A 21,043-nucleotide genomic window follows, 5' to 3' on the forward strand; every position below is an offset into this window, starting at 1 on the left:
TCTCGCCCGCCCCCGCCCCCCCCCCCCCCCCCCCGCCCCCCCCCGGCCCCCCCGGGGGGGGCGCCCCCCCCCCCCCCCCCCCCCCCCGCCACCGTCTCGTCCGCATACGTTCGTCCCGCTGCGAGCCGCCGGGTCAACGGCGGCTCACCGAAAGGGAGATCGGGGGTGCACTCGTGCGCATCGGACTGCTTACGGAGGGTGGCTATCCGTATGTGAACGGTGACGCCGCACTCTGGTGCGACCGGCTCGTACGCGGGCTCGCGCGGCACGAGTTCGACCTCTACGCGCTCAGCCGCGACGAGCACCAGGAGTCCGGCGGCCGGGTCGACCTCCCGCCGCAGGTCGGCCGGGTCCGCACCGCCCCCCTGTGGACCGCCCCGCACGACGGGGTGGTGTACGGGCGGCGCGCGCGCCGGCGCTTCACCGAGTACTACGGCCATCTGGTCGCCGCCCTCTGCGAGGGACGCCCGGCCGACTTCGGCAGAAGCCGCTCCGCCGCCGAGGCGGACCGTTTCGGCTACGCGCTGTACGGCCTCGCCGAGCTGGCCCGCGACGAGGGCGGACTGGTGGGCGCACTCCGCGCGGAGTGCGCCGTACGCGCCCTAGAGCGAGCCTGTCGCGCCCCCGGCGCACTCCGCACGGCGCGCGAGGCGCGGGTGCCGGAGCTGCTTGCCGTCGCCGCGCACCTCGAACGCGCCCTGCGCCCCCTCTCGTTCGACTGGTACGAGGACGACGCGGACAGCGGGCTCGGCTCCGTGGACCTCTGCCACGCCACCTCCGGCGGCGCAGCGGCCCTCCCCGGCCTCCTGGCCCGCCACTTCTTCGACGTCCCGCTCGTGGTCACGGAGTACGGGGTGCGGCTGCGGACGCACTATCTCGCCCCCGACGCTGCCTCGGTACCGGGTTCGGGTTCGGGCTCCGGTACTGGCACCGGCTCCGGCTCTGATGCAGGCTCCGGCTTCGCCGCCGCGGACGCCCCGGCCGTAAGGGCCCTGCTCGCCGCGTTCCACGGCCGACTCGCCGCCGAGGTGTATCTCAAGGCGGCCTGCGTGACGCCTGGCAACGCGCACACCCGCCGCTGGCAGGAGCGCTGCGGCGCCGACCGCGCCAAGCTGCGCACCGTCTATCCGGGCATGGACGCCACGCGGTTCGCCGCAGCCGCGGAGGCGGCCGAGGTCGCGGAGGCCGCCGACGTTGCGGAGGCCGCCGACGTTGCGGAAGCCGCCGATGTCGATGGCGCCGGTGGGGCGGCGGGTGGGCTCGGTGGGGTCGGTGACGACCGTGAGGCCGGTGGCGCCGGTGAGCCGGTGCGGGGTGCCGGTCCGGACACGCTGGTGTGGGTCGGCCGGGTGGAACCGGCGAAGGACCTGGTGTCCCTGCTGCACGCCTTCGCCGATGTCCGGCGCGCCCGGCCCGGAACGCGCCTGCGGATCGTCGGCGCACCGGCCGGGACCAGCGAGGGCGCCGCGTATCTCGGACACTGCCGGATGCTGGCGGCCCAGCTCTTCCCGGACGAGGCCGCGGGACCGCACGCCGTCGGGGAGAACCCGGTCTCCTTCGAGGAGGTCGGCGGGCCGGAGGCGCCGACCCTCGCTGACGCCTACGCCGAGAGTTCCGTCGTCGTGCTGTCCAGCGTCGTCGAGGGCTTCCCGGTGGGACTGGTCGAGGCGATGTTCTGTGGGCGCGCGACCGTGTCGACCGACGTCGGCGCGGTCGTCGAGGTCGTCGGCGGCACCGGACTCGTCGTCCCGCCACGCAACCCCCGGGCGCTCGCGGAGGCGTGCGTGGCCCTGCTGCGCGACCCCGGGCGCCGTGCGCGCCTGGGCGCGGCAGCCCGCGCCCGCGCGCTCGAACTCTTCTCCGTCGAGCAGAACATCGCGGCATTTCACAGCATTTACCTCGACGTCGTCGCCCGGAGCCCTGTCCGCAGGGTCCTCGTGGACGCGGCCGGTGACCCACGGCCCTTCGCGGTCCCGACCGAGGCATGGCTGCCCGGCCGCTGGACCCGCCTCGGCGGACGTACCTCCCCGTGGCGCGGCCCCGACGGTCCCGGAGGGCCGGGTCCGCAGGAGGCGGCCGGTCCGGCCGTCGTCACGGAGGGGGCCCGATGAGCGGCCTGGGCGAACTGGACCGGCCCGGCGCCCCGGTCAGCTCCGGCCCCTGGGACGAGCGCTCGGAGGAATGGCTCGCGAACGACCTCGCCCACGGCCCCGACCCCGACCTTTGCAAGGCCGCCGACGCCGCGCACCCGCCACTGGCACCGGCATCGGCGGGCGACAACTCGCCAGGCGCCGCGTCTCCACGCCCCGAGTCGTCTTGTGCCGAACCGCCGAGACCCGCGCCCCCGGACTCCGCCGCGCGCCCCCGCCGCGGGGGCGTCCCGGCCGGTGGTGCCCCGGTGGTAGGCCCGTCCCGTCGTGGCGCCGCCGACCCGGTCAAGGCACTGATGCACCGTCACCGCGACCTCTGCGAACGCGCCGTCGACCCCCTGGAGATCGCCGCCGGACTGGAGGCGCACGGCGTCACCGACCGCACCGCCGCCCGCTTCCGGCACCGGGACGTCTTCTCCCTCGCGGAGGAGATGTACGCCCGCGTGCCCCGCGACGGCGACCCGCCCCCACGCCCCACGACCGCCCCGGCCCCCCGGGCCCGCCTGGACCGGGCGCTCCTCACCCTGCTGCCCGGCGTCCTGTGCGCCGCGGCCGTCGTCGCCCTGCCCCTGACCCACGGCCGGGCCCGCTTCCTGACCGCCGGGGCGGGCGTCCTGGCCGTGGCCCTCGCCCTGCGCGCCGTGCTGCGCCGGGGCCCGCTCGCCGCCCCCGGCCGCACCCCGCACCCCACCGCGCCCGGCGCCGGCGGCTGGACCTGCTGGCTCCTCGCCTACGCGGCCCTCGGCGACGGTCTCCTGCGCGCCGCCGTCGACGGCGGCCCCGACGGACTGCCCACCGGCACCGCCGACGGCGCCTGGCCGCTCGCCCCTGCCGCCCTGCTCACCCTGGGCCTCGCCGTCGCGCCCGCCGCCGGGTGCGCCCACCTCCTCTCCGTACGCGCCCGGCGCGCACTGCACGGCAGCCGGGGCCTGGACGAGTTCGCCGCCTCCGTACGCCCCCTCCTTCTCGGCACCGTCGCCCTGTTCCTGGGCGCCGTCGCCGCCCTGACGGGCCTCTGCGCGGCGGCCCTGGACGAGCCCGCCGCCTACGCGCAGACGATCACCCTCGGCGCCCTCCTCCTGCTCGCCCGCCTCCTCACCGTCCACGGCCACAGCCGTGCCCCGGCGCTGGCCCTCCGCCTGTCCGGCGCGGCCGTGGCCCTCGGACCGGCCACCGTCCTCGCGGGCCGACTGCCCGGCTGCGGCCTCCTCGCCGAACCCGTCGACCGCCTGGTCACCGCGTGGGGGCCGGGCGCCCTGCCCGCCCTCGCCTGCGGCGCGGCCGCCCTGGCCCTGCTCGTCCACGCGACCCGCGCGCTCACCCGGGCCTCGGCCCACGCGCGCACCGGACCGCCGTACTGACCCGGAGCCGTCCCGCCGCGGACCTCCGCCCCCGACCACCGCGCCGCGCCACCCCCACCGTGCCCCGCACCCACGCACCGCACGACGCACGCGCTCCCCGACCTGCGCACCACCCCCTAAGGAGAGAACAGATGACCACCTCCCGATCCGGAGCCACCGGGGCCGCCGGGGCACCCGCGGTCGCCGGAGCCCCCGCGGCCCCAGGCGCGGCCGCGACGCGCACCCGGGGAGGCGCGCGATGAGGGTCCTGCTGATCGGAGCCAACGGCTACATCGGGCGCTTCGTCGCCGACCGTCTGCTCGCCGACCCGGCCGTCCAGCTCACCGCGCTCGGCCGCGGCGACGACGCCGACGTCCGCTTCGACCTCGCGAGCGGCAGCCCCGGCGCGCTCACCCGCTTCCTCGACGCGGTGCACCCCCAGGTCGTCGTCAACTGCGCGGGCGCCACCCGCGGCGGCGCCCGCGAACTCACCCGGCACAACACCGTCGCCGTCGCCACCGTCTGCGAGGCGCTGCGCCGCAGCGGCTGCGGCGCCCGTCTCGTCCAGATCGGCTGCGGCGCCGAGTACGGCCCGAGCCAGCCGGGCTCCTCCACGGCCGAGGACGCCGTCCCCCGCCCCGGCGGCCCGTACGGCGTCAGCAAACTCGCCGCCACCGAACTCGTCCTCGGTTCCGGCCTGGACGCGGTCGTCCTGCGCGTCTTCTCCCCGGCCGGTCCCGGCACCCCCGCCGGTTCGCCGCTGGGCCGGCTCGCCGAGGCGATGCGCCGCGCCATGCAGTCCGGCGACGGCGAACTCAAACTCGCCGGACTCGGCGCCCAGCGCGACTTCGTCGACGTCCGCGACGTGGCGCGCGCCGTGCACGCGGCCTCGCTCTCCGCCGCGCAGGGCGTCATCAACATCGGCTCCGGCCGTGCCGTCCGGCTCCGCGACGCCGCCTCCGTCCTCGCCCGGGTCGCCGGATACGGCGGCGCCCTCCACGAACTCGACGGCCCGCCCGGCCCCCACCTCCGCGCGACCATCGGCCACCCCCGGAGCGAATCCGACCACGCGGCGCCCGTCGCGTACCCGTACCCCGACGGCTGCGGCAGCTGGCAGCAGGCCGACGTGCGCACGGCCCGCGACCGGCTGGGCTGGCGGCCCCGGATCGGCCTGGAGGAGTCCCTCGCCGACATCTGGATGGAGGCGGCGTGTCGTATCTGAGCCGTGTCCGGCCGGCCGCCACCGGTACCGACACGGGCACCGGGTTCGGGGTGCCGGGCTTCGCGCACCCCCTCCTCGCGCCCGCCGAGTGGGGCGAACTCACCCGCCCCGGACCTCCCTTGCACTGGGTCGTCCTCGACGTCGCCGACGGCCCCGGTGTCCGCCCCGACCCGCACTGCCTGGCGGCGGCCGGGCGGCTGCGCAACGCGGGCGTCCGCGTCCTTGGCCGTCTCGACGCCGTCCACGGCGCCCGCGCCGCCGCCGACGTCCTCGACGAGGCCCGGCGGTACGCCGACTGGTACCGGGTCGACGGCTTCCTCCTCGACCGCTGCCCCACCGAACGCGGCTCCCTCCCGCAGGTCCGCCGCACCGTCGACACGCTGCGGACCCTGCGGGACGCGCCCCACGTCGTGCTCGGCCACGGCGCCCACCCGCACCCCAGCTACGCCGAGACCGCCGACCAGCTCGTCACCTTCTCCGGCCCCTGGAGCGACTACCGCTGGTCCCAGGCGGCCGAGTGGACGGCGGACTACCCGCCCGAGCGTTTCTGCCACTTCGTGCACGGCGTGCCCCGCGGCCATCTCGATGAGGCTTTGCGCCTCGCCCGTTGGCAGGGAGCGGCCACCATCTGGTTCACCGACCGCCACGACCCGTGCGGGCACCTCGACCCCTGGACGACCATGCCCGGCTACTGGGACGAGATCGTCTCGCGGGTCGGGACGGGTGTCTCGGAATGAAGAAGCCCATGGCAGTGTTACGGAGAGAACAACCGTAGTGATAGACCGACCAACGGAGTCCCCGTGTCGCTGCCACCCCTGGTCGAGCCGGCCGCCGAGCTCACCGTAGACGAGGTCCGCAGGTACTCCCGCCACCTGATCATCCCGGACGTGGGGATGGACGGGCAGAAGCGGCTGAAGAACGCCAAGGTGCTCTGTGTCGGCGCCGGCGGCCTGGGCTCGCCGGCGCTGATGTACCTGGCCGCGGCCGGTGTGGGCACCCTCGGCATCGTCGAGTTCGACGAGGTCGACGAGTCGAACCTCCAGCGGCAGATCATCCACAGCCAGGCCGACATCGGCCGCTCCAAGGCGGAGTCCGCCCGCGACTCCGTCCTCGGCATCAACCCGTACGTGAACGTGGTGCTGCACGAGGAGCGGCTGGAGGCCGAGAACGTCCTCGACATCTTCCGCGAGTACGACCTGATCGTCGACGGCACGGACAACTTCGCGACCCGCTACCTGGTCAACGACGCCGCCGTCCTGCTCAACAAGCCGTACGTGTGGGGCTCGATCTACCGCTTCGACGGCCAGGCCTCGGTCTTCTGGTCCGAGCACGGCCCCTGCTACCGGTGCCTGTACCCGGAGCCCCCGCCGCCCGGCATGGTCCCGTCCTGCGCCGAGGGCGGCGTCCTCGGCGTGCTGTGCGCGTCGATCGGCTCCATCCAGGTCACCGAGGCCATCAAGCTCCTCACCGGCACCGGCGAGCCGCTGGTCGGCCGTCTGATGATCTACGACGCCCTGGAGATGCAGTACCGCCAGGTCAAGGTCCGCAAGGACCCCGACTGCGCGGTCTGCGGCGAGAATCCGACCGTCACCGAACTCATCGACTACGAGGCCTTCTGCGGCGTCGTCTCCGAGGAGGCCCAGGAGGCGGCCGCCGGTTCGACGATCACTCCCAAGCAGCTCAAGGAGTGGATCGACGACGGCGAGAACATCGAGATCATCGACGTCCGCGAGCCGAACGAGTACGAGATCGTCTCCATCCCGGGCGCCAAGCTGATCCCGAAGAACGAGTTCCTGCTCGGCACCGCCCTGGAGGGCCTGCCGCAGGACAAGAAGATCGTCCTGCACTGCAAGACCGGCGTGCGCAGCGCGGAGGTCCTCGCGGTGCTCAAGTCGGCGGGCTTCGCCGACGCCGTCCACGTGGGTGGCGGTGTCATCGGCTGGGTCCACCAGATCGAGCCGAGCAAGCCCGTCTACTGATCCGACGGGCCCGCCCGGACGACGGGGGCTCCGCGCGCCGAGGGTGCGCGGGGCCCCCGTCGGCGTCAGGAGCAGACCTTGCCGTCCCGCGGCACATCGCCGTCCAGGAGATAGCGGTCCACGGTCGAGTCGACGCAGTCGCTCCCGCTGCCGTAGGCACGGTGTCCCTCGCCCTTCCAGGTGAGCACCACACCGACCCCCTCGCCCAGCTCGTCCGCCATCCGGCGCGTGCCCTCGTACGGTGTCGCCGGGTCGCCGGTGTTGCCGACCAGCAGGATCGGGGCGGCACCGGCCGCGTCGGTCTCCGGGGTGTCGAACTGCCCGGCCACCGGCCAGTCGTGGCACCAGCCGGACGCGTCCCAGGCCAGGAACGGGCCGAACACGGGCGACAGCTTCTCGAACTCCGGCAGCAGCTTCCTGACGTCCTCGGCCGTCGGCCGCTGCTTGTCGTCCGAGCACGATATGACCCGTTGGGCGTGGGTCGTCGTGCCGTATCGCCCTTCGGGGTCGCGGTCGTTGTAGCCGTCGGCTAGGGCCAGCAGCCCGGTGCCGTCGCCCTTCTCCGCCGATTTCAGGGCGTCGGTGAGCACTGGCCAGCTGTCCTGGCTGTACAGGGGCAGGAAGATGCCGATGACGGCGAGCGACTGGGTCAGTTCCCGTCCCGACGAGGTCGGCAGGGGCTTGCCGTCGATCCGCCGCAGCAGGGCGGCGATCTTCTCACTGCCCCGCTTCGGGTCCTGGCCGGTCGACTTGAGGTAGTTGTCGAGGGCCAGTTGGAAGCCCTTGGTCTGATTGCGCGCGTGGCCCACCGTGTCGGCGGTCGGGTCGACCACCGCGTCCAGGACGACGCGGCTCACCTTCTTCGGGAAGAGGTGGGCGTACACCCCGCCGAGTTCGGTGCCGTAGGAGATGCCGAAGTAGTGCAACTTGTCGTCGCCGAGGACCTGGCGCATCAGGTCCATGTCCCGCGCGGTGTCGGTGGTCGAGGCGTGCGCCAGCAGGTCACCGGCGTCCTTGCGGCAGCCCTCCCCGAAGTCGGTGGCGTCCTGGAAGTAGGCCCGCTCCTCGGCCGGGGTGTCCGGGGTGGCGTCGACGGACTCGGCGGCCTGGATCGCCTTGTCGCCGCGGCAGCGCACCCCCTCGCTGCCGCCGACCGCCCGCGGGTCCCAGCTCACCAGGTCGTACCGCTCGCGCAGCGAGGAGAACGTGGAGCCGAAGGCCGGCATCGTGTCGACCCCCGAGCCGCCGGGGCCGCCGAAGTTGAACAGCAGGGAGCCGAGCCGTTCTTCCCCCGTGCCCCGGGACTGCGCGCGGATCAGCGCGAGATCGATCGTCTTCCCCGCGGGCTTCGCCCAGTCCAGGGGCGCTTTCAGCGTCGCGCACCGCCACTCGCCGCTCGGCGCGGGCGAGTCCTTCGTGCTCTTGCAGGCCCCCCAGTCCAGCCGCTGCCCGGTCAGCGAAGACGGCAGGGCCAGGGCCGGGGCCGACGGTGTCTCCCGCTGCTGCGGGGTGCTCGCCGGGGCCCGCCGGTCCTTGGCCGGTCCCTTGTCGTCGCCGCCGTCCGCCCCGTCGCCGCACCCCGTCATGAGCAGTGCCGCGGCGGCGCCCGCCGCCGTCCACCGTACGAGTCGTGCCATGTGCCCGTCCCCCTCGTGTGAGCCGTCGCCCATGAGCGGCGCCCGGCTGTCAGGCCATGGTAGGCGGATCACGAAAAGGCCGTCGGGGGCTGTGGAAAACGCTGTGACCTGTGGATTCACCCGGCCTTCGGGTGCGGTGGACGGCGTCGGCGGTCAGGGGCAGACGGTGCCGACGGTCAGGGGCAGACGGTGCCGGCGGCCGGGTTCCGCCCGTTCAGCAGGTATCCGTCCACCGCCGTGCGCACACACCGGTCCTTGCTGTCGTAGGCGCCGTGGCCCTGCCCCCGGTAGGTCAGTTCGATGCCGACGCCGTCGCCCAGCGCGTCCACCATCTTGCGCGCCCCCTCGTACGGGGTCGCCGGGTCGCCGGTGTTGCCGACGACGAGGATCGGCGCCGAACCGGGGGCGCTCACGTCCGGGTGGTCGGCCGCGCCCGGGACCGCCCAGTCGGTGCAGCCGATCATGCCCCAGGCCAGGAAGTCCCCGAACAGGGGCGAGGCCGACCGGAACTCGGGCAGCCTCCGCTCGACGTCGGCGACCGTGTACCGGGGCTTGTCGTCGGCACAGTTGATGGAGACGTTGGCCGCGGTCAGGTTGCTGTACTCGCCGTTCTCGCCGCGGCCGTTCATCGAGTCGGCCAGCAGCATCAGGACGCGGCCGTCACCGTCGTAGGCCTGTTCGAGGCCCTCGGTCAGGTACTCCCAGAAGTCCTGCGAGTACAGCGCCTGGGCGATGCCGGTGGTGGCCAGGCTCTGGGTCAGTTCGCGGGGGAAGGCGCCGGGGATCGGCTTGCGGTCGAGGTCCTTCAGCAGCTTGGCGATCCGGTCCTTGACGTCCTGCGGGGTGTCCCCGACCGGGCAGTCCTCCGTCTGCGACGTGCAGTTCTCGGCGTAGTTGTCGAGCGCCAGCTGAAAGCCCCTGGCCTGCCCCAGCGACCCCTGCTCGGGGGTCTGTGTCGGGTCGACGACCGCGTCGAACACGGCCCGGCCCACCTTCTTCGGGAAGAGGTGGGCGTACACCCCGCCGAGTTCGGTGCCGTAGGAGATGCCGAAGTAGTACAGCCGGTCGTCGCCGAGGACCTGGCGCATGAGGTCCATGTCGCGGGCCGCGTCGGTGGTCCGTACGTGCGGCAGGACCTTCCCGGAGTTCTCCTCGCAGGCCGCGTTGAACTGCTTCGTGTTGTCCAGGAGCGTCGTGCGCTCCGCTGCGTCGTCGGGAGTGGTGTCCTGCTCGAAGTAGGCGTCGAGCTGCTGGTCGTCCTCGCAGCGCACGCCCGCGCTGCGGCCCACCCCGCGCGGATCGAAGCTCACCAGGTCGTAGCGGGTGCGCAGGGTCGCGTAGTCCGCGCCGAACGCGGGCAGCGTGGTCACGCCCGAGCCGCCGGGCCCGCCGAAGTTGAACAGCAGCGACCCGATCCGCCGGTCGCCGGGTCCGCTCGTACGGGCCCGGATCAGGGCGATCCCGATCGTGTCGCCCTCGGGGTCGTCCCAGCTCAGCGGCGCCTTCATGGTCGCGCACTGCCACGGCGTGCCGTCCGGCAGCGGCGGCGGCGCACTCCCGCCGCCCTCCGCCTGCGAGGGCGCCGGACACGCCTTCCAGCTCAGCTTCTGCGCCGTCAGATCCTCGTCACCGGGTGTCCGGGAGCCGTCGCCGCAGCCCGCCAGGAGCGAGGACAGCACTGCGGCGGCGGTCGCGGCGAGCACGGCGGAGCGGGGGCGGAAGGGGTTCGGCATGACCCCATCCTGCGGTCGGCCCCGCGCACGCGCGCGGGCCACGGTCCGTACGAGGTACGGCCGTCCGAGCACGGCCGCCAGGCGTCCCGTCGAACGGGCCGCCCGGCGGCCGCGCCTACAGCGCGCCCTTGCGACTCAGATGGTTGAACGCCAGCCAGCCCGGCAGGACGGGCAGCCACAGCGTCAGCAGGCGGTACAGCAGCACCGCGGGCGCCGCGACCTCCTTGGGCAGGCCCACGGCGATCAGGCCGACCGTCAGGGTCGCCTCCACGGCGCCGACTCCGCCCGGCGTCGGCGCCGCCGACCCGAGCGCGTTCCCGGCGAGGAACACGACGGCGACGCTGGCGATGCTGATCGAGGTGTTCTCGTCGCCGAACGCGCGGATCGACGCGTCCAGGCACATCACGAAGCAGGCCGTCAGCAGCAGCATCCCGCCGATGCCGGTGACCAGCTTCTGCGGCCGCTGGAGCACGTCCAGCATGCGCGGCACCACGCCAGCGAAGAGCGACCGTACGCGCGTGACGACGAACTTCCGCAGGAACGGCACCGACGTCACGACCAGTACGAGCACCGCCACCGTCAGCAGACCCGCGATGACCGTCCGGGACGGCGACAGCGACGGCGTCTTCTCCGTGCCGGTCAGATAGCCGAACGACAGCAGCATCAGGATGTGACAGCCCAGGCCGAACAGCTGCGAGGCGCCCACACTGGCCACCGCCAGTCCGGGCCGCACCCCCGCCCGCTGGAGGAAGCGCGTGTTGAGCGCGACCCCGCCGACCGCCGCGGGCGCCACGATCTTCACGAACGACCCTGCGACCTGCGCCGCCACGGTCCGCACGAACGGCACCCGCTCCGGCACGAACCCCAGCAGGCTCATCGCCGCCGCCACGTAGCTGACCGCCGAGAACAGCACCGCCGCCGCCACCCAGCCCCACTCGGCGTTGGCGATCAGCGGGCCGAACTCGATGTGCGTGAGCTGCGTCAGCAGGAAGTACGCGCCGAACGCGCCCGCGATGAAACTGATCAGGGTGCGCGGCCGGATGCGCTCCAGCCGGGCCGGTTCCACCGGCGCCTGCGGCCGGATACGGAGCACCTCGTGCCGGATCTGGGTCAGCAGATCCTCCTCGCGGGCCTCGTCCAGCGCCTCGTCGATCGCCCGCTTCTGCGCCCGGGACTCCGCGCGTACGGCCTTCTTGTCGATCTTCTCGGGCTTGTCGAGGCGTACGGGGCTGCCGAGACCGTCGGGCCCGGTCCCGGCCGACTCCTCGGCGGCCTCGTGGCGGGCCTGCTTGGCCTGCCGGGACGCCTCCAGGACCGCGTCGCGCTCGCGCTGCGCGCGCTCCCTGGCCAGCCTGCGCAGCGTCGCGCGCGTGGAACGGCTCAACGCGATGGGCTGGAGCATCGGCAGGCAGTCCGCCACGGCGTCCGGCCCCAGCACGTTCACCGCCGAGGACGCCGCCCGCTCGGCCCCCACCCGCAGGCCCAGTGTGACGAGCAGTTGCGACACGTCCATGCGGAGCAGCAGGTCACCCGCCGCGATCTCACCGACCCGCAGATCGGTGAGGATCACCGTGCCGGAACGATCCACCAGGATCGCGTCGCCGACCAGCCTGCGGTGCGCGATGCGCCGGGACTGCAACGCGCGCACCTGGTGCCACGTGTCATGCAGCAGCTCGTCGGTGATCTCCTCGTCCGTCAGCGAGTCCAGCGTCCGGCCCCCGGTGTGCTCGTAGACGAGCATGACGGCGTCGGGGCCCAGCTCCGAGGTCGCGATCAGCTTGGGCGCGTTGGCCCCGGCCGCGATCGCCGCGTACGCCAGAAGGGCCTCCTGCTCCAGCGCCTGGCGCAGCGACTGGAGGCTGCTGCGGGTCGCGAAGCCGCGCAGGGTCAGGTTGCGCCAGGTGCGGTAGAAGAACCCCTGCGCCTGCTGCTCCCGGTCGACGACCGTCACGTCCAGCGGCGGACCGTCCTCCAGGGTGACGAAGTACCGTCGGCCCCGGTCCCCGGTCTCCTGGTTCTCGGAGACGTCCTCGCGCGCGGCGCTCACCGGGCGGAACCCGACGTGCCGCAGACCCGCCATCAGCGTGCGTCCCGTGGGCCGTACGTTCGGCGAGCCGACCGCGTACAGCGTGCCGTAGGCGACCGTCCAGCCGATCAGCACGGTGAGGATGATCGAGAACGGCGTCGTGTAGCCGGTGACCAGCATGGAGAACGCGTCGAGCATCAGCACGATCCACAGCACCGCCCGCCAGCGGGGGCGCCGGGACATGCCGACGGCCGTCATATAGGCGATCACGGGTGCCAGATAGCCGTGCACGGGGTCGGTGAGGGCGTGGATGTCGCCGGGGGAGGGCTGGGTCAGCGCCTCCTGGATGGAGTCGGGGGCCGCCTTGGCGACCCACAGGTCGGTGGCGAGCGTCACGCCGTGCGCCAGGACCGCCGCGAGCACGCCGTCGGCGATCCGCAGGCCGTCGCGCTTGATGAGCCGCTCGATGGCGAACGCCACCGGGACCAGCAGGATCGCGATGCTCGACGCGAGTCCCGCGATCTTGATCAGCAGGTCGGGCGCCTGTCCGGTGCCCTTGTTGATGTCCTGTTCCAGGCCGGACGTCGTTCCGTGCGCAAAGGCGGCGACGGCCAGCAGCACGACGACGGCGAGCACCCCCACCAGCAGCCGCATCAGATCGGAAGGCCGGTGCACGCGCGCGGGGAGGAGCGGTTCGTCGCCCTCCACCTCGTCGATGTCCGTCACCTCGACCAGACTCTCGTCCTGTTCGGACGGTACGGAGGCCGCCGGGCGCGACGCAGCGTCAGAGGTGCCCTCCGCGTCCTCGGGATGCACACCCTGCTGCTTCATCGTCTCTTCTTGATCTCGTATCACCGGTCACCGCCTGCACGATGGTGGCATGCCGCACCGACACACAGGGGCATCAGGGTGCAAACGCGGGGCGCGCGGTCTGCCCGAAGCACCTCGTCGGGGGCGAGGGTCACACAGGGGCGCGGACCCGTCGCATTGTCGGTGGGGTGGTGCAGGATGGGGCGGATGAGCGACCAGAGCCTTCCGGACGACGCCCGCCCGGAGTACACGGAGGACGCGCTTCCGGAGTACGCCGAGCGGGTCCTCCAGGTCGCGGAGCTGATTCCGCGCGGCCGGGTCATGACCTACGGCGACGTGGCCGAATGGCTGGAGGAGGGCGGCCCCCGGCAGGTCGGCCGCGCGATGGCCCTCTACGGGGGAGCTGTCCCCTGGTGGCGTGTCGTGCGCGCCGACGGGACCCTCCTGCCGGGCCACGAGCTGCGCGCCCTGGACCGGTACCGCGCCGAGGGCACGCCGCTGAAGGAGGCCAGCCGGGCCGCCGAGGGCCATCTGCCGCGCCTCGACATGAGACGCGCGCGCTGGGACGGGGGCGAGCATGCGGAACGTCACACCTGACAGCTTCCGCCATCGGCCCCGCCCGGCGGGAGCCCGTGGTCCGTCCGGGCGACACGGCGCCGACGAGGCACGTCCGCGGCATGCCGTACGTTCGAGGGGCGGGGGACTCGCGTGACACGCGTGCCGCCCCTCGGCGAAGGCGCCGACGGCGACCCGCCCCCGCAGTGACGACCTGTACACCCACCAGGACCGGCGAACCACGTGAGTTCCTCTTTCTCCACCAGGCGCCCGCCGCACCCCCAGGGGCGGCAGGGGAGCCGCGGCGCGTACCGGCTGGTGCGCACCCCGCCGGTGCGGAGGGAGCCCCCTCGTCTGGACGCCGCCCAGCGTTCCGTGGTTGACCACGCCACCGGCCCGTTGCTCGTCCTCGCCGGGCCGGGCACGGGGAAGACGACCACCCTGGTCGAGTCGGTGGCCGCCCGCGTCGCGCGCGGCGGCGACCCCGCGCGCATCCTGGTGCTCACCTTCAGCCGCAAGGCCGCCGTCGAACTGCGCGACCGCATGGCGCTGCGCATGGGCGCCGCCCGCGCGCCGCGCGCCACCACCTTCCACTCGTACTGTTACGCCCTCGTCCGCGGCCACCAGGACAGCGACCTGTTCGTGGAACCGCTGCGGCTGCTCTCCGGACCCGAGCAGGACGTGGCCGTCCGCGACCTGCTCGCGGGCCAGGCCGAACTGCGCCGGCTCGGCCTCGCGCACGTACGCTGGCCCGACGACCTCCGCGCCTGCCTCACCACCCGCGGCTTCGCCGACGAGGTTCGCGCGGTCCTCGCCCGCAGCCGAGAGCTGGGCCTCGCCCCCGACGCCCTGGACGCCTTCGCCGGCCGCATCGGCCGCCCCGACTGGCGTGCCGCGGCCGCCTTCCTCGCCGAGTACCTAGACGTCCTCGACCTGCACGGCGTGATCGACTACGCCGAACTCGTCCACCGCGCGGTCCTCCTCGCCCACCGCCCGGACGTCGCCGAACGGCTCGCCGCGCAGTACGACGCCGTCTACGTCGACGAGTACCAGGACACCGACCCCGCGCAGGTAAGGCTGCTGCGCGCGCTCGCGGGCGGCGGCCGCACCCTGGTCGCCTTCGGCGATCCCGACCAGTCGATCTACACGTTCCGCGGCGCCGACGTGAACGGCATCCTGGAGTTCCCGGACGCCTTCGCGCGCGTGGACGGCCGCCCGGCTCCCGTGGCCGTCCTGCGCACCGGGCGCCGCTCCGGCGCCGGTCTGCTCGCCGCCACCCGGCTGCTGACCCAGCGCATGCCCCTCACCCGGCTCCCCGCCGACAAGGTCCGCGCCCACCGCGATCTCGCCGCCGCGCGCGACGGCGGCCGGGTGGAGGTGTACACCTACCCGACGCCCGGCACCGAGACGGACAACATCGCCGACATCCTGCGCCGGGCCCACCTGGAGGACGGGATGCCGTGGGGCGACATGGCCGTCCTCGTGCGCGCGGGCTCCCGCACGATCCCGACCGTCCGCCGCGCGCTCACGGCCGCCGGTGTCCCGCTCGACATCGACGGCGACGACCTGCCCCTGCGCCACGAACCGGCGGTGGCGCCGCTGCTGACGGCCCTGCGCGCCGTCGCCGCGGCGGCCACGGGGGAGGTGACCCCGGGCGCGGAGGAGCGCCCCGAGCGGGCGCCGGAGACGGCGGAGACGGCTCCCGACGCCCGACCGTCGGCCGCGGGGCCGACGGTCGAGGAGACGTCCACGGACGAGGAGACGGCCACGGACGAGGGCGCCGAGAGCACGGCCGCAGCGCCGGGCACCGACGACACGACCGCCACGCCCGTGACGGCCCAGGAGCCGCGGCCCGAGCCCTGCTGGCTCGACACCGAGACCGCCCTCACCCTCCTCGCCTCGCCCCTGGCCGGGATGGACGCCGCCGACCTGCGCCGCCTCGGACGCGCCCTGCGCGACGAGGAGCGCGCGGCCGGGAACACCCTGCCGCCCCCCTCGGACGAACTGCTCACGCGCGCGCTGGCCGAACCGGAACGCCTCGTCGTCCACGACCCGGCCTACGCGCGTGGCGCCCAGCGGCTCGGCGCGCTGCTCGGCAAGGCGCGCGCACGCCTCGCGGGCGGCGGCACCGCCGAGGAGGCGCTCTGGGACCTCTGGGAAGGCACCCCGTGGCCCACCCGGCTGGAACGGGCCGCCCGCCGCGGCGGCGCGGCCGGACGCAACGCCGACCGCGACCTGGACGCCGTGTGCGCGCTGTTCGCCACCGCCGCGCGCGCCGAGCAGCGCACCGGCGGACGCGGCGCCCTGAACTTCCTGTCCGAGATCGAGGCCGAGGACATCGCCGCCGACACCCTCACCGGCCGCGCCGTCCGCCCCGACGCCGTCCGCCTGATGACCGCGCACCGCGCCAAGGGCCTGGAATGGCGCCTCGTCGTCGTGGCGGGCGTCCAGGAGGGCCTGTGGCCGGACCTGCGCCGCCGCGGCTCCCTCCTGGAGGCCGACCGCATCGGCCGCGACGGACTCGCCGAACCCCTCACCCCGGGCGCCCTGCTCGCGGAGGAGCGCCGCCTGTTCTACGTCGCCGCCACACGCGCGCGCGACCGGCTCGTCGTGACCGCCGTCAAGGCGCCCGCCGACGACGGCGACCAGCCGTCCCGCTTCCTCACCGAACTCGGCGTCGAACCCCGGGACGTCACCGGCCGCCCCCGCCGCCCCCTGTCCGTGGCCGCGCTGGTCGCCGAACTCCGCTTCACCACCGTCGACCCCCGGGTGTCGGAGCCGCTCCGGGAGGCCGCCGCCCAGCGCCTCGCCCGCCTCGCCGCGCTCTCCGACGAGGACGAGCGGCCCCTGGTGCCGTCGGCCCACCCCTACCGCTGGTGGGGCATGTTCGACCCCACCGAGAGCAAGGTGCCGCTGCGCGACCGCGACCAGCCCGTGGTGCTTTCCGGCAGCGCCCTCGACCAGCTCGCCAACACCTGCGCCCTCCAGTGGTTCCTCGGCCGGGAGGTGAAGGCCGACGCCCCCGCGACCGTCGCCCAGGGCTTCGGCAACGTCGTGCACGTCCTGGCCGACGAGGTCGCCTCCGGGCGCACCCCGGCCGACCTCGCCGTCCTCATGGAGCGCCTCGACTCCGTGTGGAACGCGCTCGCCTTCGACGCGCCCTGGAAGTCGGCGCAGGAGAAGGAGCACGCGCGCGCGGCGCTCGAACGGTTCCTCCAGTGGCACGTCATGGACCGCGCCGGACGCACCCCCGTCGCCAGCGAGCACGACTTCGACGTCACCCTGGGCGCGGGCGACTACGAGGTGCGCATCCGCGGCCAGATGGACCGCGTGGAGGCCGACGGACAGGGGCGCGCGTACGTCGTCGACTTCAAGACCGGCAAACAGGCGCCCACCGCGCGCGAGGTCGAGCACCACCCCCAGCTCGCCGTCTACCAGCTCGCGGTGCGCGAAGGCGCCGTCGACGAGGCCTTCGACGGCGTACGCCCGGAACCCGGCGGCGCCGAACTCGTCCAGCTCCGCCAAGGGGCCGCCCGGCGCGACGGGGGTGACACCCTGCCCAAGGTGCAGGCCCAGGAACCCCTGGAGGGGGAGTGGGTCGGCGACCTGCTCGCCACCGCGGCCGGCAAGGTCCTCGAAGAACGCTTCACGCCCAGCGCCGGACAGCACTGCGCGCACTGCTCCTTCCGCGCCTCGTGCAGCGCACGGCCCGAGGGACGGCAGGTGGTGGAGTGACCGAGGAACGGCAGGTGGTGGGGTGGGCTTGAGGGACGGCAGGTGGTGGAGTGAGGCCGTCCGGTTCCCCGGCGCGGTCCGCGTGGCCTCGGTGTGACGGACCGCACCACCCGCCCTGACCTGCGCCTCCCGCGCCACCGCAGGCGATTTGTCACCGAGTGTCAGTGCCCGCCGCTAGCCTCTCCCCATGCCCGCCCGCATCACCGATCCCGAGCAGCTCAAGGAGCTCCTCGGGATTCCGTTCACCCCGGAGCAGACGGCCTGCATCGTCGCGCCGCCCGCCCCGCAGGTGATCGTGGCCGGAGCCGGGTCCGGCAAGACGACCGTGATGGCCGCGCGCGTGGTGTGGCTGGTCGGCACCGGCCAGGTCGCGCCCGAGCAGGTCCTCGGCCTGACCTTCACCAACAAGGCCGCCGGTGAACTCGCCGAACGCGTCCGCAAGGCCCTGGTCCGGGCCGGGGTCACCGACCCGGACGTGATCGACCCGGACAACCCGCCCGGCGAGCCCGTGATCTCCACGTACCACGCCTTCGCCGGGCGGCTGCTGACCGACCACGGTCTGCGCATCGGCCTGGAACCGACCGCCAGGCTCCTCGCCGACGCCACCCGCTACCAGCTCGCCGCGCGCGTGCTGCGCGAGGCGCCCGGCCCCTATCCGGCGCTCACCCGCTCCTTCGCCGACCTCGTGAGCGACCTGCTGACCCTCGACTCCGAGCTGTCCGAGCACCTGGTGCGCCCCGAGGACCTGCGCGCGTGGGACACCGAACTGCTGCACTCCCTGGCAGGCGTCAAGCTCAGCAACGACGCCCTGCGCAAGGTCCCCGAGACGGCCGCCGCGCGCCGCGAGCTGACCGACCTCGTCCAGCGCTACCGGGCCGCCAAACGCGAGCGCGACCTGCTCGACTTCGGCGATCAGATCGCCCTAGCGGCCCGCCTCGCGGGGCTCCCGGAGGCGGGCCGCATCCTGAGGGACGAGTTCCGGGTGGTCCTCCTCGACGAGTACCAGGACACCTCCGTCGCCCAGCGCGTCCTGCTGGCCGGGCTCTTCGGCGGGGGCACCGGCCACCCCGTGACCGCCGTCGGCGACCCCTGCCAGGCGATCTACGGCTGGCGCGGCGCCTCCGTCGCCAACCTCGACGACTTCCCCGAGCACTTCCCGCGCGCCGACGGCGCCCCCGCCACCCGCCAGGCGCTCAGCGAGAACCGCCGCAGCGGCGGACGCCTCCTCGACCTCGCCAACGGCCTCGCCGCCCCCCTGCGCGCCATGCACGCGGGCGTGGAGGCCCTCCGGCCCGCCCCCGGCGCCGAACGCGACGGCGTCGTCCGCTGCGCCCTCCTGGCCACCCACACCGAGGAGATCGCCTGGATCGCCGACAACGTCGCCCACCTCGTCGCCACCGGCACGGCACCCGGCGAGATCGCCGTCCTGTGCCGCACGGCGGGCGACTTCGCGGAGATCCAGGGCGCGCTCGTCGCCCGGGACGTGCCCGTCGAGGTGGTCGGCCTGTCCGGGCTGCTCCACCTGCCCGAGGTGGCCGACCTGGTCGCCGTCTGCGAAGTCCTCCAGGACCCCGGCGCCAACGCCTCCCTGGTCCGGCTCCTCACCGGCCCGCGCTGGCGCGTCGGCCCCCGCGACCTCGCCCTCCTGGGACGGCGCGCCCGCCTTCTCGTCGCCCACGCGCGCGGTGACGGCGACGACCCGGACCGGCGGCTCGCCCAGGCCGTCGAGGGCGTCGACCCGTCCGAGGTGATATCGCTCGCGGACGCCCTGGACACCTTCCTGGAGACACCCCTGGACGGCACCGGCGACGACGACGGACTGCCGTTCTCGGCCGACGCGCGCGTGCGCTTCGCCCGGCTCGCCACCGAACTGCGCGACCTGCGCCGCTCCCTGGCCGACCCGCTCATGGACGTCCTGCACCGCGTCCTCGCCGTCACCGGCCTGGAGGTCGAACTGTCGGCGTCCCCGCACGCGCTGGCCGCACGCCGCCGCGAGACCCTGTCCAACTTCCTGGACGTGGCCGCCTCCTTCGCCGCGGGGGAGAGCCAGGCGAGCCTCCTCGCCTTCCTCGCCTTCCTGCGCACCGCCGCCCAGTACGAGAAGGGCCTGGACAACGCGCTGCCCGGCGGCGAGAACACCGTCAAGGTACTCACCGCGCACCGCTCCAAGGGCCTGGAGTGGGACGTCGTCGTCGTCCCCGGCCTGGTCACCGGCACCTTCCCGAGCGCCCAGGGCCGCGAGAAGTGGACCGCGCAGGCCAAGGTGCTGCCGCACGCGCTGCGCGGTGACGCCGACACCCTCCCCGACGCCGAGTCCTGGGACTCCCGGGGCATGAAGGCCTTCCAGGAGGCCATGAAGGACCACCAGCACACCGAGGAACTACGCCTCGGCTACGTCACCTTCACCCGCCCCCGCTCACTCCTCCTCGGCTCGGGCCACTGGTGGGGCCCCACCCAGAAGAAGCCCCGCGGCCCCTCCGACTTCCTCCAGGCCCTCTACGCCCACTGCGCCGCGGGACACGGCGAGATCGAGGTCTGGGCGGACGCACCGGAGGACGGCGCCGAGAACCCCCTCCTGCACCGCTCCGACGCCGGCCAGGCCTGGCCGCTGCCCCTGGACGACGACGCCCTCCGCCGCCGCCGCGCCGCCGCCGCCACCGTCCTCGCCCACCTGGACCGCCTCGCCCCGACCGAGCCGGACGCCACCCCGCCCGCCCCCGGCCCGCACGACGACCCCGACTGGCCCACCGAGGAACCGGACCCCCACGAGGAGCCCGACCCGTACGACGACTTCGACCCGTACGACGCCGAGGACCCGTACGACGCCGAGGGTCCGAACGACGCCGAGGGTCCGAACGACGCGCGAGACCCGTACGACGCCCTGGAGCCGCCCGAGGCCACGGACCCGTACGAAGCTCCGGGCCCCTACGACGGGTCCGACCCCTCCGACGCGTCACGCGCGCCCGACGCGTCCGGCCCCACCGGGTACGGCTCCGCCCCCGGTCTCCGTCCCGCCGTCCCCCACCAGGCGTCCGCCCCCGAACCGCAGGCCACGCGCGCGCCCGAGTCGCCCGGCACGCGTCTCACGCCCGAGGAGGCCCGGACCGTGGCCTCCTGGGACCGTGACCTGGACGCGCTCACCGGGGAACTGCTGCGCGCGCGCCGGAGCGTCACCGACGTACCGCTGCCCGCGACGCTGACCGCGACCCAGGTGATGCGGCTGGCCGCCGACCCCGACGGGCTGGCGCAGGAACTGGCGCGGCCCATGCCGCGCCCTCCGCAGCCCGCGGCCCGCCGGGGCACCCGCTTCCACGCGTGGGTCGAGGCACGCTACGAGGAACTCACGCTGCCCCTGCTGGAGCCGGACGACCTCCCCGGGGCCGACGCCGAGGACACCGAGATCGCCGACGAGCACGACCTGGAGGCGCTCAAGGAGGCCTTCGAGCGCACCGAGTACGCCCGGCGCACCCCCTACCGGGTCGAGGTCCCCTTCCAGATCGCCCTCGCGGGCCGCGTCGTCCGCGGCCGGATCGACGCCGTGTACCGCTCGGGCGAGGACGCGCACGCGACGTACGAGATCGTCGACTGGAAGACCGGCCGGGGACGCGCGGCGGACCCCTTGCAGCTCGCTCTGTACCGGCTCGGGTGGGCCGAGCAGCAGGGTGTGCCCGTGGAATCCGTCACAGCGGCGTTCCTCCACGTGCGCACCGGCGAGGTCGTCCGCCCTCGGAACCTGCCGGACCGGCCCGCGCTGGAGCGCCTGTTGACCGGGGAGGACGCCTCTCCCGACGGTCCGGGCGGGCCCGTGCCGCAGATGAACAGCGCGTGACCGTCCGCCGTGGATGTCCGCGCGGCC

General features: G+C 74.5%; 11 protein-coding genes. 8 read left to right on the forward strand and 3 right to left on the reverse strand.

Going from position 1 to position 21,043, the window contains the following annotated elements; translation table 11 throughout:
• The first annotated feature begins 173 nt into the window (after window positions 1-173).
• The 5 genes from ACIQPQ_RS06975 to moeZ all read left to right on the forward strand — a co-directional run bounded on the left by ACIQPQ_RS06975 (window position 174) and on the right by moeZ (window position 6,691).
• Window positions 174-2,111 carry a DUF3492 domain-containing protein gene (locus ACIQPQ_RS06975; RefSeq protein WP_401300669.1) on the forward strand — a complete coding sequence of 646 codons (1,938 nt, stop codon included), beginning with the start codon at window positions 174-176 and terminating at the stop codon, window positions 2,109-2,111.
• On the forward strand, window positions 2,108-3,511 hold the full coding sequence (locus ACIQPQ_RS06980; protein ID WP_401300672.1) for a hypothetical protein: 1,404 nt from the start codon (window positions 2,108-2,110) through the stop codon (window positions 3,509-3,511). The genes ACIQPQ_RS06975 and ACIQPQ_RS06980 overlap by 4 nt, the downstream gene beginning before the upstream one ends.
• Window positions 3,512-3,749: 238 nt before the next feature.
• Window positions 3,750-4,712 carry an NAD-dependent epimerase/dehydratase family protein gene (locus ACIQPQ_RS06985; protein WP_383777617.1) on the forward strand — a complete coding sequence of 321 codons (963 nt, stop codon included), beginning with the start codon at window positions 3,750-3,752 and terminating at the stop codon, window positions 4,710-4,712.
• Window positions 4,700-5,449, forward strand: a complete 750-nt coding sequence (locus ACIQPQ_RS06990) for a spherulation-specific family 4 protein (protein ID WP_401300676.1) — start codon at window positions 4,700-4,702, stop codon at window positions 5,447-5,449. The genes ACIQPQ_RS06985 and ACIQPQ_RS06990 overlap by 13 nt, the downstream gene beginning before the upstream one ends.
• 63 nt (window positions 5,450-5,512) lie before the next feature.
• A complete protein-coding gene (gene moeZ / locus ACIQPQ_RS06995; protein ID WP_383777613.1) occupies window positions 5,513-6,691 on the forward strand; it encodes an adenylyltransferase/sulfurtransferase MoeZ in 1,179 nt (392 codons plus the stop codon).
• Window positions 6,692-6,756: 65 nt separating this feature from the next.
• Here moeZ and ACIQPQ_RS07000 read toward each other — a convergent pair whose 3' ends face one another.
• From ACIQPQ_RS07000 to ACIQPQ_RS07010, 3 genes are all read right to left on the reverse strand, one after another.
• Window positions 6,757-8,328: an alpha/beta hydrolase gene (locus ACIQPQ_RS07000; protein WP_401300679.1), complete on the reverse strand. Its 1,572-nt coding sequence runs from the start codon at window positions 8,326-8,328 to the stop codon at window positions 6,757-6,759.
• A 176-nt stretch (window positions 8,329-8,504) separates the two neighbouring features.
• Window positions 8,505-10,061, reverse strand: coding sequence for an alpha/beta hydrolase (locus ACIQPQ_RS07005; protein ID WP_401300682.1), 1,557 nt, complete (start codon window positions 10,059-10,061; stop codon window positions 8,505-8,507).
• Window positions 10,062-10,176: 115 nt separating this feature from the next.
• Window positions 10,177-12,918: a lysylphosphatidylglycerol synthase domain-containing protein gene (locus ACIQPQ_RS07010; RefSeq protein WP_401300685.1), complete on the reverse strand. Its 2,742-nt coding sequence runs from the start codon at window positions 12,916-12,918 to the stop codon at window positions 10,177-10,179.
• A gap of 186 nt (window positions 12,919-13,104) precedes the next feature.
• Here ACIQPQ_RS07010 and ACIQPQ_RS07015 point away from each other — a divergent pair, with 186 nt between their 5' ends.
• The 3 genes from ACIQPQ_RS07015 to ACIQPQ_RS07025 all read left to right on the forward strand — a co-directional run bounded on the left by ACIQPQ_RS07015 (window position 13,105) and on the right by ACIQPQ_RS07025 (window position 21,016).
• A complete protein-coding gene (locus tag ACIQPQ_RS07015; RefSeq protein ID WP_383777607.1) occupies window positions 13,105-13,494 on the forward strand; it encodes an MGMT family protein in 390 nt (129 codons plus the stop codon).
• 201 nt (window positions 13,495-13,695) lie between these two features.
• On the forward strand, window positions 13,696-17,187 hold the full coding sequence (locus tag ACIQPQ_RS07020) for an ATP-dependent helicase (RefSeq protein ID WP_401300688.1): 3,492 nt from the start codon (window positions 13,696-13,698) through the stop codon (window positions 17,185-17,187).
• Between the two features lie 187 nt (window positions 17,188-17,374).
• On the forward strand, window positions 17,375-21,016 hold the full coding sequence (locus tag ACIQPQ_RS07025) for a UvrD-helicase domain-containing protein (protein WP_401300691.1): 3,642 nt from the start codon (window positions 17,375-17,377) through the stop codon (window positions 21,014-21,016).
• Window positions 21,017-21,043 lie beyond the last annotated feature (27 nt).

Origin of the sequence: Streptomyces sp. NPDC091281 (genome assembly GCF_044757425.1) — a bacterium.
In the GTDB taxonomy this organism is placed as follows: Bacteria; Actinomycetota; Actinomycetes; order Streptomycetales; family Streptomycetaceae; genus Streptomyces.

What these genes read in the sequence shown, in the direction of transcription:
- ACIQPQ_RS06985 (WP_383777617.1), top strand. Translation starts at nt 3,750, where the DNA reads ATGAGGGTCCTGCTGATCGGAGCCAACGGCTACATCGGGCGCTTCGTC.
- ACIQPQ_RS07000 (WP_401300679.1), bottom strand. Translation starts at nt 8,328, where the DNA reads ATGGCACGACTCGTACGGTGGACGGCGGCGGGCGCCGCCGCGGCACTG.
- ACIQPQ_RS07025 (WP_401300691.1), top strand. Translation starts at nt 17,375, where the DNA reads ATGCCCGCCCGCATCACCGATCCCGAGCAGCTCAAGGAGCTCCTCGGG.
- ACIQPQ_RS07010 (WP_401300685.1), bottom strand. Translation starts at nt 12,918, where the DNA reads ATGAAGCAGCAGGGTGTGCATCCCGAGGACGCGGAGGGCACCTCTGAC.
- ACIQPQ_RS07005 (WP_401300682.1), bottom strand. Translation starts at nt 10,061, where the DNA reads ATGCCGAACCCCTTCCGCCCCCGCTCCGCCGTGCTCGCCGCGACCGCC.
- ACIQPQ_RS06980 (WP_401300672.1), top strand. Translation starts at nt 2,108, where the DNA reads ATGAGCGGCCTGGGCGAACTGGACCGGCCCGGCGCCCCGGTCAGCTCC.
- ACIQPQ_RS07015 (WP_383777607.1), top strand. Translation starts at nt 13,105, where the DNA reads ATGAGCGACCAGAGCCTTCCGGACGACGCCCGCCCGGAGTACACGGAG.